Source organism: Nocardia acididurans (assembly GCF_016741815.1).
Lineage (GTDB): Bacteria > Actinomycetota > Actinomycetes > Mycobacteriales > Mycobacteriaceae > Nocardia > Nocardia acididurans.
In genome coordinates this window covers 258,311-273,328 of record NZ_JAERRJ010000006.1, presented here as the reverse complement: position 1 = coordinate 273,328, position 15,018 = coordinate 258,311, and the positions used below count along the sequence as shown (strand labels likewise).

Here is a 15,018-nt window from a genome sequence, read left to right as displayed (position 1 = left end):
AACCAAGGCCGGGGCAATTCGCTGCAAAGATCGTCGAGCGAGAACCGGACGGGTGTGTCCGGAGGGGCGGCAGGGTGAGTGAACCACCGGGTTCCCGGGCCGGGCGGTGGCTGCGGCCGGGGATCGACACATTCTGCCAGTCACCCGGACGACCCGCCAAATCGCCCCCCGGGCCGTCCCGCTGCATCACCATCCACGAAGCGTAGGCGACCCGAATCACCTGCCGGTTAAGGAGAACTCGCACGTGGGGCCCGGGTTGCGGAGAACAGTCACGAGCCGGTCGCGCTGCCGGCGGTGAGATGTCTCGCCGGCTGAACGGCCACGCCGGTGAGCTGTCACACCACCGTGACGTCTGCCGCTGTGAGCTCGGGCGCGACGAACGCGCCCGCGTGCTGCGGCGCCCGCCGACGTCCAGGCACCTGGATCGCGGCTTCGGGCGCGGGCTGTTCCACATCGGCGGCCATGCGCTCCGGGCGCACCCACACCGAGTCCACACCGCCGGAGATCAGGCGCACCCGCCAATTCGTGCCCGCGCCCGGATGATCCGTGCGGCGGTGCATGCCGCGGGTTTCGGTGCGAGCCAGGGCGGAGTACTTGGTCCAGCGGGCCACGGCCAGCAGGGCGGCGGCCTGGCGGGCGTGCAGGCGGGCCGCGCCGGCGCCGCCGAGGGCGTATTCGACGCCGGGCCACAGGCCGTCGAGTTCGCCGATGCTGTCGCGCAGGCTGTCCTCGCTGCGCCAGTAGCTGCGGCGCAGCGGGAGCGTGTGCTCCTGGACGAGGCCGATCACGGCGCGCGGGTCCAGGCGGGACTTGGGGCCCAGGCCCGCGCCGGAGACAGCGCGCACCTTGCCGAGTTTGCGGCGGGTCTTCGCGAATCGGGCCGCACCCGCGCCCGCCCACACGCCGGAGGAGATGGCCCACGCGCCGTTCTGGCCGCCGAAACCGCTGACCGCGCCGGTGACCGGTTCGCGGGTCGTCACATCGCCCGCGCCGTAGAGGCCGGGGACGGTGGTGGCGCAGTCGGTGCCGGACAGGCGCAGGCCGCCGGTGCCGCGCACGGTGCCCTCCAGGACCGCGCGCAACGGGACCCGGCCCAGCCAATCCGGTCCGCCCTGCTCGCGCAGTTCCGCGCGCAGCCGCCCCGGCAGATCGCCGAGATCGGCGTAGACGCGGCGACCGTCCGCGATGGCCGCGAAAGCCTGTGCGCGCGAACCGCATCCCTGGCCGCTCAGCACGGCGCGGGATTCGTCGTAGAGCGTGGCGAAATGCATGACCTGATCGGTGGCGAATGCCGCGCCCGCGCCGAACGGCCCCGAATTCGCGGCGGGTGCGAGCGAATACGCATTGGAGAATTCCATGCCGGACAGTTCGGCCCCGGCTTCCGCGCCCATCAGCAATCCGTCGCCGGTGGCCGCGTCGGTGCCCGCGCCGCCGGACAGAAATGCGCAGCCGCCGGTGGCCACGATCACCGCGCGCGCCCGCGCGGTCCAGGCGTGCCCGTCCGGCAGGGCGATTCCCGACGCGCCGGACACCATGCCGTCTTTGTCGGTGATCAATTGCAGGGCCGGATGATGGTCGAGAATCCGCACCCCCGCCACCACCATGCTGCGCCGCAGCCGGCCCAGATATTTCGCGCCGTCCAGGTACACGCGCGCGGCCCGGCCGGCATTGTCACCCTGGAACCGGAACCCGCCACGCACCAATTGCCCGACACGCCGGTGGGTTTCCTCCATGACCAGGTACATCCAGTCCGGATCGCCGAGTCCGCCGCCGTGCGCGAAACTCTGCCGTACGGCTTCGTCCCGGGCGTCGAGCGGAATGTTCCACAGGGTCACCACACCGCGCGCGGTGGGTCCGCTGCTACCGCATCGGGCTTTGTCGACCACGATCACCCGAGCACCGGCGGCCGCCGCGGCCAGCGCCGCCCAGGCCCCCGCCGGACCGCCTCCTACTACCAGCACATCGGAGTCGAATTCGGTCATATCGCAAATGTTCGACCACAGTTCAACTACTCGCAACCGTTATGCGCATTTCAATTCCACCACTGCGCCCACAGCAGATAACCGGCTACCGCGAAAACGACCAGGGATCCACAAAAGGCCGCGAATCCATGACGCCGATCCGCGAAAATCTGCGCGCCCAGCGCCACGACCGCCCCGGCCACATGCCACGCCACATCGGCGGCCCCCGGCCCGGGGAATCCCCGCCGGTAACCGAGCACCTCCGCACCCACGACGACCAGCGCCAGCACCACCGTGCCCGCGGCGATCACCCCGCTGAACCCGCGCAGCACCCTCACGACGACCTCGGCCGCACGACCCCCGCGTTCACCCATACCGCACCCCCGATGACGTTCTCGACTCGCCCGCTCACCCCGTGATCACCGGCACCCCGCTCGCTTTGCCCACGATTTCCTCGAATTGTGCTGGGTCGGTGGTGAATTCACCGATCCGAATGGTCTTGTTGCTGCCGTGGTAGTCGGAGGATCCGGTGGTGACCAGACCCAGTTCACCGGCCAGCCCGCGCAGCATCCGCCGATCCTCCTCACTGTGGTCGGGATGATCGATCTCCAGCCCGCCCAGACCGAGCTCGGCCAGTTCACGAATATCGTTCAGGGACAGCAGCCGCCCGCGCTTCCGCGCCCGCGCGTGCGCCACCACACTGACCCCGCCCGCCGACGCCACCATCTCGACCGCACGTCGCAGCGGCGTGTCGGCCTTCTCCACGTAGTACCGGCCGTGCGGGGCCAGCAGATCCTGGAAGGCGGCGTCCACGGTCGGCACCACGCCCGCCGCGACCAGCGCCCGCGCCAGATGCGGACGGCCCGCCGACGGACCCGCCGAGGCCAGCACCGCGTCCGGATCGATGGGCAGCCCGTCGGCGCGCATGTTCTCCGCGATGGCGCGCAACCGCACGATCCGCTCGGCGCGCAGGCGTTCGCGCTCCTGCGCGAAGGACTCGTCGGCGGGATCGAACAGGTAGGCCAGCATGTGCACGGGCACCGGATAGCCGTCCTCCCCCATGCCCACACACGACATCTCCATGCCCCGAACGAGACTCATGCCCGCGGGCAGGGCCGCCGCGGCCTCCGCCCAGCCGGCGGTGGTGTCGTGGTCGGTCAGCGCCACCACGTCCAGACCGGTCGCCGCCGCGGCCGCGATGAGCTCGGCCGGGGTGTCGGTGCCGTCGGACGCGGTGGAATGAGTGTGGAGATCGATACGCACGACCCCCATCTTGCCTGCACCGCGACCGGGACCTCCGCGGGCTAGCATCGCCGGGTGTCCTCGATGCCGCCGCTGCCCTCGCTCCGCTGGTCCTCGCGCCGGTACAACACCAGGGCGGACAAGACCGAGAAGGAGCCCGCCAACCTGGTGATCGACTGCGGCGTCTACGTCGAAGGACGACGGCTGCTGGACCAGTGCACGTATCAGCAGGCGCTGGACGAAGTCCGCAAGCGGGGCACCGGATTCGTGTGGCTGGGGCTGATGGAACCCAGCAATGAACTGATGACCGACGTCGCCATCGCGTTCGGGCTGCACGAGCTCGCGGTGGAGGACGCGGTGCACGCGCATCAGCGGCCGAAACTCGAACGCTACGACGACATCCTGTTCCTGGTGCTGCGCACGGTGCGCTACCACGAACACGAACTGAACTCCGTCGCCGAGATCGTGGACACCGGCGACATCATGGTGTTCCTCGGCGCGGATTTCGTGATCACCGTCCGGCACGGCGACCAGACCGGACTGGCGGGCGTGCGAAAGGTGCTGGAGGCCAACCCGTCTCAACTGCAGCTCGGACCGGCGTCGGTGCTGCACGCGGTGGCCGATCACGTGGTGGACGCCTACGTGGATGTCACGCAGGAGATCGAGGACGATGTGGCCGAGATGGAGGAGGCCGTCTTCACCCCCGCCAACAAGATCGTCATCGAGGCCATCTACCAGCTCAAGCGGGAAGTGGTGGAGCTGCGCCGCGCCGTGAAACCCCTCGCGCTGCCGCTGCAATTGCTCACCCACGACCAGAGATTGCCGCTACCCAAGGAGATTCGCCGCTACATGCGCGATGTCACCGACCATCACACCGCGGTGACCGAGCAGATCATGGACTTCGACGAATCCCTCAGCGCCCTCATCAATGCCGCGCTGGCCAAGGTGAGCGTCCAGCAGAACACCGATATGCGCAAGATCTCCGCCTACGCCGCCATGGCCGCCGTGCCCACCATGATCGCCGGCATCTACGGCATGAACTTCGACCACATGCCCGAACTGCGCTGGACCTACGGTTACGGCGGCGTCATCGCCCTCATGGTGCTGCTGTGCGGCCTGCTGTACTACACCTTCCACCGCAACAACTGGCTCTGAAACCCGGTGCGGGACTACAGCTGTGCGGCCCCGCGCCCGGGATCACGGACATCGATCGCGGCTTCCGCCCAGGCCGTCCGCAGGGCGTCCGCGCCGCGGATGCGCACCCAGGCGGCCTCGGTGGCGGTGATGGGCGCGACGTTCAGGAACTGAACGGGCTCAGCCGGTTCGGGGAGTGCCACCTCGGCGATATCGGACTTGCCGAGCAGCGCGGCGGTGAAAGAAGCGTTGCCCCACAACGGTTCTCCGAGATCCAGCAGCGCATCCTGTTGCAGCACAATGCCTTCCACGGCCGGAGCCGCGACCAGGACCGCGAGGGTCCGGGTCAGGCCGGAGGCCGCGCCCACCCCGCCGCGCAGGGTCAGCACCAGTTCGGCGCGCGGGCCGCGCACCGGATCGGCCACGGCCGCAGTGGGATCCGTCATCGGATGCCGCGAGCCGCCCAGGGTGACGTAGTGGACCAGATCGCCGTCGGGGATACGGAGGATCTCGATGGGCTCCAGGCCCAGGAAGGTCACCGAGGCGGCGTCGGCCCGCTGCACACCGAAATGTCCGAGCACACCGGCTCGGACCGAGTCGAGCACGTCCATGGATCAGATGGCCAGCCGGGCGAGCATGTCACGCGCCTGCTCGGCCGCCTTCGGATCGCACAGGACGTCGTAGCGGCCCGCCACCAGCTGCATGGTGGAGGCGAAATCGCGCTGACCGCGGGTGGCGGCGTACGGGATGGCCGCGGAGATCAGGCCGAAGATGATGCCGCCGATCAGGCCCACGGTGAGCGGGCCGATCACATGACCGCCGGTGCCGAACAGCGACAGCAGCAGGCCCAGGAACAGGCCCAGCCACGCGCCGGACACCATGCCCCCGGCCAGGACCTTGCCCCAGGTGAGGCGGTACAGCACGCGCTCGACCTGCATGAGGTCGACGCCGACGATGGTCACCGTCTCCACCGGGAAGGCATTGTCGGCCAGGTAGTCGACGGCCTTCTGCGCTTCGGCGTAGGTCGGATAGGAGCCGACCGGCCAGCCCGACGGTGGCGTCGGGAGACCCGGACGGTTCCGGTTCGCGTTCCCCAAGGGATTCGTCATGACTCCATCATGCTATTTCGACTCGTCGGACGGGGTTTCGAAACGCGTGGTTCGCGCCATTCCGGCCGCCCTGCCCTTATCGGCTATGACCTGCGCCATTTTCGCACTCGCCTCGTCGATCATTTCGTCACCCAGCATGACCGCGCCGCGCGCGCCGCCTGCTATGGACGTGTGGAAAGCGTACGCGTCGAGAATCAATTCGGCGCGGTCGTAATCGGCCTGACGCGGGGAGAAGATCTCGTTGCACGCGGTGATCTGATCGGGATGCAGGACCCATTTGCCGTCGAAACCGAGGGCGGCCGTGCGGGCGGCGTTGCGAAGGAAACCGTCGATATCGCGAACCGCCAGGTAGGGGCCGTCGATGGCCTGCAGGCCGTGGGCGCGGGCGGCGAGCAGGATCGTCATATAGATGTGGTGGTAGGCGTCGCCGGGCTCGTAGCCCTCGGGCTGTTCGCCGACCACGAGGGTGCGCATATTGATCGACGCCATGAAGTCGGCCGGGCCGAAGACCAGGGTCTGCACGCGCGAGGAGGCGGTGGCGATGGCGTCGATATTGCGCAGGCCGAGCGCGTTCTCGATCTGCGGTTCGATGCCGATCTTGCCGACGGGCAGGCCGAGGGTCTTCTCCAGCTGGGTGAGCAGCAGGTCCAGCGCCTGCACCTGACCGGCGTCGGTGACCTTGGGCAGCAGGATGGCGTCCAATTCCGCGCCCGCGCCCTCCATGACGGTGATCACATCGGCGTAGGTGAACTGGGTGCTCCAGTCGTTGACCCGCACCACGCGGATCTGGTCCTTCCAGCCACCCGAGTTCAGCGCCGCCACGATGTTCGCCCGCGCCGCCGCTTTCGCCGCCGGAGCCACCGCATCCTCCAGATCCAGGAAGATCTCGTCGGCATCGAGCCCCTTGGCCTTCTCGATCATGCGCGGGTTACTTCCCGGCACGGCGAGTACCGATCGGCGTGATGTCATGGGTCACTCCTTCTGTGTCCAACGCGACATGAGCGGGGCCCTCCGTGGTTACGCGGGCTGCCGCCTCCGGGCCTGACCGCTCATGTCGGCGTCCGCGCTCGTGGCGCGACATTTCGGGCGGTCCGGACGCACTAGCCTGGCAGTCATGGCAGCGACAAAGGTTTTCGCCGCACGCATGGCGGGCCTGGTGGTACTCGGACCGGACGGGGAGTCTATCGGCCGCATCCGCGACCTCGTGATCTCCATCCGCTACGACCGCCAGCAGCCGCGCGTCCTGGGCATCCTGGTCGAACTGCCCACGCGGAAGCGGATTTTCGTGCCGATCCTGCGGGTGACCTCCATCGAACCCGGTTCGGTCACGCTCACCACCGGCACCATCAGCGTGCGGCGTTTCCAACAGCGCGCGGGTGAATTGCTCGCCATCGCACAGCTTCTGGACTCCACCGTGCGGGTCGACGATCCGAAGCTGCCGCAGCTCGCCGACTCCGATGTGGTGGTGGTCGACCTCGGTATCGAGCAGACCCGCACCCGGGACTGGGTGGTCTCGCGGGTCGCCGTGCGGGAACGCCGGCGGCTCGGCGTGGGCTTCGGGCGGCGCGGCGCGGTGCACGTGGTGGACTGGGCGCAGGTGCGCGGGCTCACCCAGACCGAACTGAATCTGCCCGGCCAGGACGTCACCCAGCTGCTGGAGCAGTTCGAGGGCATGCGCCCGGCCGACGTCGCGCACATGCTGCGCGATCTGCCGCGCAAGCGCCGCCTGGAGGTGGCCGGGGCGATGGACGACGAGCGGCTCGCCGACGTGGTCCAGGAGCTGCCGGAGAACGATCAGGTGGATCTGCTCGAGGAGCTGGGCGTGGAGCGCGCCGCCGACCTGCTCGAGGCCATGGATCCCGACGATGCCGCCGACCTGCTGGGCGAGCTGCCCGAGGGCGAGGCGGAATCGCTGCTGGCGCTGATGGATCCGGAGGATTCCGAACCGGTGCGGCGGCTGCTCGCACACGCGCCGTACACCGCGGGCGGTCTCATGACGCCGGAGGCGGTGGTGCTCACCGCCTCCACCACCGTCGCCGAGGCGCTGGCCCGCATCCGCGATCCCGAGCTGACCCCGGCGCTGGCGACCATGGTGTTCGTGGTGCGCCCGCCGACCGCCACACCGACCGGTCGCTATCTGGGCTGCGTTCACTTCCAGCAACTGCTGCGCGAACCTCCGGCGAATCTGGTCGGCGGCCTGGTCGACACCGATCTGGTGCAGCTGCGCCCGGAAGCCTCGCTCACCGCCGTGACCCGCTACTTCGCCACCTACAACCTGGTCTGCGGCCCGGTGGTGGACACCGAGAACCACCTGCTCGGCGCGGTCACCGTCGACGATGTGCTCGACCACCTGCTGCCCGAGGACTGGCGGGAGAAGGACGAGGATAACCACGACGTGCACGGCCTGCCGTTGATCGAGGGAACGGGAGGCCGGAAATGACCGACAAGTCCACCGCCCGCCAGCGCCTGGAGACCCCGGTCGAATCCCGGTTCCGCGGATTCGATTGGGACGCTGAGGCTTTGGCGCGCACCAGCGAGCAGATCGCGCGCTTCCTGGGCACCGGCCGCTACCTGGCGATCCAGACAGTGATCGTGATCGTCTGGGTGGCGATCAATGTCTTCGCGGTGAAGCTGCGCTGGGACCCGTATCCGTTCATCCTGCTCAACCTGGCCTTCTCCACCCAGGCCGCCTATGCCGCGCCGCTCATCCTGCTGGCGCAGAACCGGCAGGACAATCGCGACCGGGTGGCTCTGGAAGAGGACCGCTCCAGAGCAGCCCAGACAAAGGCCGACACCGAATTCCTTGCACGGGAACTCGCGGCGCTACGGCTCGCGGTGGGCGAAGTGGCCACTCGCGACTACCTGCGCCGGGAGTTGGAGGACGTCAAGGAAACCCTGGTCAGACTGGAGAAACTGGCCTCGGACGGAGAGGTGGCTCCGGTACGGAAAAAGAAGAAGAGTACCGACCGAAAGAGTCCACAGGTTCCGATTTCATCGCAAAAAGATGGCGAGTCTGCACCCAAGGCGGTACCGAACGAGCTGACTGATGGGTAACCTGGATCACGTTGTTCCGAGCGACCGACCCAGACACTGCTTGGTATGAGTGACATCACCCGGGTCCGGCCGCACGACTGAGGGGATTGTGTGGTGGCGAAGAAGATAAGTGCTCCGGTGACGGCGTCCGCGCTGCTCATAGCGGGTCTGGTTACCGCCGGTTCGGCCACCACCACCGTGCAGTCGACAGCCCCCGCGGCGGCTCCCGACGCATTGCTGGCCGCCTCCTCGGCGGGCCAGAATGTGGCCAATACTGAGGCAAATTCGGACCAACTGGTCGGTCTGGTTCCAGCCGCGCCCGACGCCCCGCGCAAACTCAGCGCCCTCACCCCGCCCAGCGACGGCAGCCCGCTCTTCGGCGGCACCGTGCCGCTGCAGAACATCGCACTGCCCGGCGGCACCGGGGCCCTCGGCATCCCGGAGATCGTGCTCGCGGCCTACCGCAACGCCGAACTGGCCCTGGAATCCTCCACGCCCGGCTGCGGCCTCACCTGGAACCTGCTGGCCGGCATCGGCCGCATCGAATCCGCGCACGCGAGCAGCGGGCGCACCGACGCGGCGGGCACCACCATCCAGCCCATCTACGGTCCGGCACTCGACGGGACACTTCCCGGCAACGAGATCATCCGGGCCTCCGACGGCGGTTATGTGCGCGCCGTCGGCCCGATGCAGTTCCTGCCCAGCACCTGGGTGCACTACGCCGCCGACGGCAACGGCGACGGCGTGTCGGATCCGAACAACGTCTTCGACGCGGCGCTGGCCGCGGGCAAGTACCTGTGCTCCGGCGGCCTGGATCTGCGCGATTCGCAGCAGCAGCTGAAAGCCGTCCTGCGCTACAACAACTCGATGTCGTACGCGGCTCAGGTGCTGAGCTGGTCGAACGCCTACAAGACCGGCGGCCAGCCGACCACCGTCGACATCTCGGCCACACTCGTCCAGCCCGGCAATCTCACCGCCCCCGTGCCGGATATGGCCGCCGCCAACAGCACCATCGAGGCGGCCACGACCACCACCACCGAGCAGCCGCCGACCACCACCACGCAGACCGAGGTGATGATCACCATCCCCGGCCTGCCGCCCATCCCCTGCGGCATCTTCTGCCCGGCGCCCGTCCAGCCGGTCACGCCCAATTGCGATGCGACCGCGCAGGATCCGGCCAAGACCAATCCGGATGCCAAGCCCGAGGACGAGAACGTCGCGGCCGCCCAGCAGACCGAGCAGCAGTTCGGCCCGGACGGCAAGCCGATCGAGAAGACCACCGACTGCACCACGGTCAACGATCAGCAGCAGCAGAACCCGGGAGCCGCACAGCAGCAGCCGCAGGACGCACAGCAGCCGCAGAAGACCCCGGAGCCGAATGTGGGCGCGCCCGCCGAGCAGGCTCCGGCCGAGGCGCCCGTCGAAGCCGCCCCGCCCACACCGGCCGCGCCCGGCATCACGCTGCCATTCGGCATCACCATCCCGCTGCCCGCTCCGGCCCCCGCGCCGTAACCCGGCCACCGCGAGACCGAGACGCCCCGGGGCCGTGTGCCCCGGGGCGTCTGGCGTCCGGGTCCGAAACGTTCCGTAGTCCGATTCGCCCGAATCCGCTTGCTACGCGGGGACTCTGCCCTACGCTGGTGACAGCGCCCTCTCGCGTACCCCGTTTCGAGATCTTCAAGCGCGAATCCCCCATTAATTGTCACAGAGGGGTAACGGAACGGTCTCGGATGAGGTAACGTGGCCTCCACTTCGTCACCCCGGTCTCAACCGAATGACAATGGAGGGCAACGACACAGTGGGACGCCATCGCAAACCCCCGGTTCCGAAGGTTCGACGCGGATCGGTCATCGCTCTCACGAGTCTCGTCCCGGCCGGATTGGCCACCGTCACCGGCGCGGCCGACGGCGGCATCGCGGAAACCCTCGCGAGCCCCCTGCAGCACCGCATGCTCAATGCCGACGCCGACGGGAACCTACCCAGACTCGAGGCGGCTCCGGTCGCCGAACCCCTGCTCAAGGAAGCCAAGCAGCTCGCGCCCCCGCCGCCGCCCCAGGTGAAGTCGGTCGCCCTGCCCGACGGCCGCGTCCCCGCCGACCTGCCCGCCGGAACACTCGGCATGCCCGGCATCTCCGAGGCCGCCTACCGCAACGCGGAACGCATTCTGGCAGCGGACAATCCGGTGTGCGGCATGCCGTGGTCACTGCTCGCCGGCATCGGCCGCGTCGAGTCCACGCACTCCTTCGGCGGCAAGGCCGACGAGGCGGGCAACGCCATCACCCCCATCTACGGACCGGTGCTGGACGGAAGCCTCTACGGCAACAACGTGATCCACGATTCCGACGACGGCTACCTGGACGGGCTGCAGGGCTACGACCGCGCGGTCGGCTCCATGCAGTTCCTGCCCGAGACCTGGCAGCGCTACGCCGCCGACGGCAACGGCGACGGCATCGCCGATCCGCAGAACGTGTACGACGCGGCGCTCACCGCCGGAAAGTACCTGTGCTCCGGCAATCTCGATATGCGGGATCCGGCGCAGCAGTCGCGCGCCATCCTGCGCTACAACAACTCCATGGCCTACGTGACGAACGTGATGGCCTGGGAGGCCGCCTACAACACCGGCATCACGCCGATGGCCTCGCAGCTGCCGCGCATCTGAACCGAAGCGGAGGCCCGCGCTGCCGCGATACGGCCGCGCTCCTAGACTTGGCGCCATGCCAGTTGTTGCGGAATCGGATGTGCGGGGCGCGCTCGCGAAGGTGGACGACCCGGAGATCCGGAAGCCGATCACCGAACTGGGCATGGTGAAGAGCGTCGAGATCGGTGACGACAGCAGCGTCCACGTCGTGATCTATCTGACGACGGCGGCCTGCCCGATGAAATCCGCCATCCAGGAACGCGTCAGCAAGGCCGTCGCCGACGTGCCCGGCGTCGGGCAGATCACGGTCGGCCTCGACGTCATGAACGACGAGCAGCGCACCGAACTGCGCAAGAAACTGCGCGGCGACGCCGCCGAACCGGTCATCCCCTTCGCCCAGCCCGGCTCACTGACCCGCGTCTACGCGGTCGCCTCCGGTAAGGGCGGTGTCGGAAAGTCTTCCGTCACAGTCAATCTCGCCGCCGCCATGGCCGCGCGCGGCCTCTCCGTGGGTGTTCTCGACGCCGACATCTACGGCCACTCGGTCCCCCGCATGCTCGGCACCGACCAGCGCCCCACCCAGGTCGAGCGCATGATCATGCCGCCCATCGCCCACGACGTGAAGGTCATCTCGATCTCCATGTTCACCCAGGGCAACACCCCCGTCGTCTGGCGCGGCCCCATGCTGCACCGCGCGCTGCAGCAGTTCCTGGCCGACGTCTTCTGGGGCGACCTCGACATCCTCCTGCTCGACCTCCCGCCCGGCACCGGCGACGTGGCCATCTCCCTGGCCCAGCTCATCCCCAACGCCGAAATCCTCGTGGTCACCACCCCCCAGCTGGCGGCCGCCGAGGTGGCCGAGCGCGCCGGCTCCATCGCCCTGCAAACCCGCCAGCGCATCGCCGGCGTGGTCGAGAACATGTCCTGGCTCGACCTCCCCGACGGCACCCGCATGAACCTCTACGGCGAAGGCGGCGGCCAAACCGTGGCCGACAACCTCACCCGCGCCATCGGCGCGAACGTCCCCCTGCTGGGCCAGATCCCGATCGAACAGCAGCTGCGCGAAGCGGGCGACGAGGGCACCCCCATCGTCCTGCGCGCCCCGGATTCCCCCTCCGGCAAGGCCCTGCGCGAAATCGCCGACAAACTCGCCGTCCGCCGCCGCGGCCTGGCAGGCATGTCCCTGAGCATCGACACCACCCGGCACCTGTAGGGCCGCACCGGCCTCGATGCCCCGGCGCGAGCGATTGCCGGTTCGGCACAAGCGGTTCCGCGCGGGGCATTAGAGGTCTGTTTTCCGCCGGGGCGACCTGTGTCGGTCGGCCGCGCGGCACCTAAGCTCGGGGACATGCTCACGTTGCTGCTGTACGTGCTGATCGTCGGACTCGTCGCCGCACTGCTGTTCCTCGTCGCGAGTGCGGTGTTCGGGCGGGGCGAGGAGCTGGGACCGCTGCCCGAGGGGACCACGGTGACCGTGCTGCCCGCGCATGGGATCAGTGGCAGCGATGTGCGGGCGCTGCGGTTTCAGCAGGTGGTGCGCGGTTACAAGGCGGGAGAGGTGGATTGGGCGCTGACGCGGCTGGCCGCCCGCATCGACGAGTTGGAGACGCAGCTGGCACAGGCGCGCGCCGGCGCGGGAAGCCCGGAGGCCGCCGCGTTCGGTGCACCCGCCGGAAATGGCACCCCGCATCCGGCGGCGGTGGCGGCGACACCGCACGCCGCCCCGGCGGCTACCGAGCAGGTCGTGGGGACCGCCGGGCACGCCGTGGGAATCGGACACGGCACGGCGGTGGGGCACGCCGCGGGAGTCGATCAGGCCGTCGCGGGTGGCGTGCCCGCGCCGCGACGGGTTCCGGCGGTGTTGCCGGCCGAGAGCAATAGCGAAACCGCGTTGGATGGGAGCGCGGAAAGCGCGGGCGGAAATAGTGGCCTATCGCGTGAATCGGAGGGGCGGGGAACTGCGCGATGAGTTCCGGCATGGAATCCGATGGGCGGGTCCGGTGCGGGTGGTCCGAGGGGTCGCAGCTTTATCGGGATTATCACGATGGCGAGTGGGGCCGGGCGCTGCACGGGGATGACGCGTTATTCGAACGTATGTGTCTCGAGGCGTTTCAGTCGGGGCTGGCGTGGATCACGATTTTGCGGAAGCGGGAGAGTTTCCGGGCGGCGTTCGACGGGTTCGTCATCGAGAAGGTGGCGGACTTCGGAGAGGGCGATGTGGAGCGACTGATGGCGGATACGGGCATCGTTCGCAATCGAGCCAAGATTGAGGCCAGCATCCACAATGCGCGGGTTGCGCGCGATCTCGGGACGAGTCTGGACGGGCTGCTGTGGGGTTTCGCGCCCCCGGCTCGGTCACGTCCCCGGACACTGTCCGATGTGCCCGCCGTCACAGCCGAATCCACTGCTCTCGCAAAAGAACTCAAGCGGCGGGGGTTCAAATTCGTGGGGCCCACCACTGCGTACGCACTCATGCAAGCGACGGGGATGGTAGACGATCACGTGGCCGATTGCTGGGTGAATGTGAGTACTCGCTGAACGCCACGACGGTCGGTTTTTGGAACTCAGGTACCCGCCCCGATCCGCGATAGGGAAGAATGGGCTTGGTGTAGCCCGCCACATGCCGGCGGGCTGCCTGGTTGGTGACAACTGGAGTTCCATGAAAGTGCGCAGCAGACCGCGCAGATCTGGAGGGAGCAGAGGATGGCGGCCATGAAGCCCCGCACCGGGGACGGTCCCCTCGAGGCAACCAAGGAAGGGCGTGGAATCGTCATGCGGGTTCCACTCGAGGGTGGCGGGCGGCTGGTCGTCGAGCTGACTCCGGAGGAAGCCGCGGCGCTCGGTGACGAACTCAAGAGTGTCACGAGCTAGTACCCACAACGACAAGTGCCGGAGGGCCGGAAATCTGTGGACCGGCTCCCCGGCACCTCGGTGAATACCGAATCTCGAACGGTCGGTCCGGTCGAGCGACTGCTCGGCTGCGCCGACCTCTTGGCCTGCCCGGAGTGCGGACAGGACCTCACCGCCCGCGATCGCAGCCTGCGGTGCGCGCGCGGCCATAGTTTCGATATCGCCCGGCAAGGCTATGTCAGCCTGCTGACGGGCGCTGCCACGAAGATGACCGGCGACACGCCCGAGATGCTCGATGCCCGTGCGGCATTTCAGGGCGTGGGCCACTTCGCACCCATCGCCGGCGCGCTGGCGCGCACGATGGCGAGCGTGCCCGTGCGGACGCCCGATTCCGCCCCGGCCGCGGCCGTGCTGGAGATCGGCGCGGGCACCGGGTACTACCTGGCCGCGATCCTCGACGCCCGGCCCGAAGCCCGTGGGCTGGCCCTGGACGTCTCCAAGGCCGCCGCGCGCAGAGCCGCCAGAGCGCATCCACGCGCGGGTTCGGTACTCGCCGACGCCTGGCGCGGCCTCCCGGTTCGCGACGGCGTCATGGACGCGGTGGTGGCCGTTTTCGCACCCCGCAACGCGGCCGAGATCGCGCGCGTGCTGACCCCGGAGGGCCGGTTCGTCGTGGTCACCCCGACCTCCCGGCATCTGGCGGAATTGATTGCGCCGCTGGGCATGGTGAGCGTGGATGCCGCCAAGGAGGATCGGCTCGCCGAATCCCTGGGCGAGCGTTTCGAATTACTCGACCGGAACCGCGTCGAATACTCGATGAATCTCACGCACACCGATATCGCGAATGTCGCCGGAATGGGTCCGTCGGCCCATCACGCCGCGGCCGAGCGCGCCGAGCGCATCACGGCACTGCCGGAGGTTTCGGCGGTCACCGCGTCGGTCACCGTCTCGGTCTATCGCAGGCACTGAACCGATTCGGTTGTGCGGCCCCGTGTTCCGAGCCACCGCCGCGCACGCGTTCCGGCAGGGCCTGTCCGTCATTGTACCGCTG

The 15,018-nt window shown here is 68.8% G+C and carries 16 protein-coding genes; 10 read left to right on the top strand and 6 right to left on the bottom strand.

Going from position 1 to position 15,018, the window contains the following annotated elements:
* Positions 1-335: 335 nt before the first annotated feature.
* The 3 genes from JK358_RS17205 to JK358_RS17195 are packed head-to-tail and all read right to left on the bottom strand — an operon-like array spanning position 336 to position 3,224.
* A complete protein-coding gene (locus JK358_RS17205; RefSeq protein WP_201948702.1) occupies positions 336-1,982 on the bottom strand; it encodes an FAD-binding protein in 1,647 nt (548 codons plus the stop codon).
* 50 nt (positions 1,983-2,032) lie between these two features.
* Entirely contained in the window at positions 2,033-2,335 is a 303-nt protein-coding gene (locus JK358_RS17200; protein WP_232851409.1) for a hypothetical protein, read from the bottom strand.
* Between the two features lie 34 nt (positions 2,336-2,369).
* Positions 2,370-3,224, bottom strand: a complete 855-nt coding sequence (locus tag JK358_RS17195) for a PHP domain-containing protein (RefSeq protein WP_201948701.1) — start codon at positions 3,222-3,224, stop codon at positions 2,370-2,372.
* Between the two features lie 63 nt (positions 3,225-3,287).
* On the opposite strand from JK358_RS17195, the gene corA reads away from it, so the two are divergent.
* Positions 3,288-4,358 (top strand): magnesium/cobalt transporter CorA, encoded by a 1,071-nt coding sequence (gene corA / locus JK358_RS17190; protein WP_201948933.1) that lies wholly within the window; start codon positions 3,288-3,290, stop codon positions 4,356-4,358.
* A 14-nt stretch (positions 4,359-4,372) separates the two neighbouring features.
* On the opposite strand, the gene JK358_RS17185 is transcribed toward corA, so the two are convergent.
* From JK358_RS17185 to JK358_RS17175, 3 genes are read right to left on the bottom strand one after another with little or no spacing between them, the layout of a single operon-like run.
* Complete coding sequence (locus tag JK358_RS17185; RefSeq protein WP_201948700.1) at positions 4,373-4,948, bottom strand: suppressor of fused domain protein; 576 nt, start codon at positions 4,946-4,948, stop codon at positions 4,373-4,375.
* A gap of 3 nt (positions 4,949-4,951) precedes the next feature.
* Positions 4,952-5,446, bottom strand: coding sequence for a YflT domain-containing protein (locus tag JK358_RS17180; RefSeq protein WP_201948699.1), 495 nt, complete (start codon positions 5,444-5,446; stop codon positions 4,952-4,954).
* A 12-nt stretch (positions 5,447-5,458) separates the two neighbouring features.
* Positions 5,459-6,415, bottom strand: a complete 957-nt coding sequence (locus JK358_RS17175; protein ID WP_201948698.1) for an HpcH/HpaI aldolase/citrate lyase family protein — start codon at positions 6,413-6,415, stop codon at positions 5,459-5,461.
* A 145-nt stretch (positions 6,416-6,560) separates the two neighbouring features.
* Between JK358_RS17175 and JK358_RS17170 the strand changes: the two genes are divergently transcribed.
* The 9 genes from JK358_RS17170 to JK358_RS17130 all read left to right on the top strand — a co-directional run bounded on the left by JK358_RS17170 (position 6,561) and on the right by JK358_RS17130 (position 14,936).
* Complete coding sequence (locus JK358_RS17170) at positions 6,561-7,886, top strand: magnesium transporter MgtE N-terminal domain-containing protein (protein ID WP_201948697.1); 1,326 nt, start codon at positions 6,561-6,563, stop codon at positions 7,884-7,886.
* Positions 7,883-8,500, top strand: coding sequence for a DUF1003 domain-containing protein (locus JK358_RS17165; RefSeq protein ID WP_201948696.1), 618 nt, complete (start codon positions 7,883-7,885; stop codon positions 8,498-8,500). Before JK358_RS17170 ends, JK358_RS17165 begins: the two co-directional genes overlap by 4 nt.
* Before the next feature lie 93 nt (positions 8,501-8,593).
* Positions 8,594-9,991, top strand: a complete 1,398-nt coding sequence (locus JK358_RS17160; RefSeq protein WP_201948695.1) for a lytic transglycosylase domain-containing protein — start codon at positions 8,594-8,596, stop codon at positions 9,989-9,991.
* 286 nt (positions 9,992-10,277) lie between these two features.
* On the top strand, positions 10,278-11,138 hold the full coding sequence (locus JK358_RS17155) for a lytic transglycosylase domain-containing protein (protein WP_372440683.1): 861 nt from the start codon (positions 10,278-10,280) through the stop codon (positions 11,136-11,138).
* Positions 11,139-11,193: 55 nt separating this feature from the next.
* The gene (locus JK358_RS17150; protein WP_201948693.1) at positions 11,194-12,330 is read left to right on the top strand and encodes an Mrp/NBP35 family ATP-binding protein; all 1,137 of its coding nucleotides are present in this window, start codon (positions 11,194-11,196) and stop codon (positions 12,328-12,330) included.
* A gap of 135 nt (positions 12,331-12,465) precedes the next feature.
* The gene (locus JK358_RS40665) at positions 12,466-13,086 is read left to right on the top strand and encodes a DivIVA domain-containing protein (RefSeq protein WP_372440680.1); all 621 of its coding nucleotides are present in this window, start codon (positions 12,466-12,468) and stop codon (positions 13,084-13,086) included.
* Positions 13,083-13,655: a DNA-3-methyladenine glycosylase I gene (locus JK358_RS17140; protein ID WP_269811837.1), complete on the top strand. Its 573-nt coding sequence runs from the start codon at positions 13,083-13,085 to the stop codon at positions 13,653-13,655. Before JK358_RS40665 ends, JK358_RS17140 begins: the two co-directional genes overlap by 4 nt.
* 165 nt (positions 13,656-13,820) lie before the next feature.
* Positions 13,821-13,988: a DUF3117 domain-containing protein gene (locus tag JK358_RS17135; protein ID WP_006554284.1), complete on the top strand. Its 168-nt coding sequence runs from the start codon at positions 13,821-13,823 to the stop codon at positions 13,986-13,988.
* A gap of 99 nt (positions 13,989-14,087) precedes the next feature.
* On the top strand, positions 14,088-14,936 hold the full coding sequence (locus JK358_RS17130; protein WP_201948931.1) for a putative RNA methyltransferase: 849 nt from the start codon (positions 14,088-14,090) through the stop codon (positions 14,934-14,936).
* Positions 14,937-15,018: the final 82 nt, after the last annotated feature.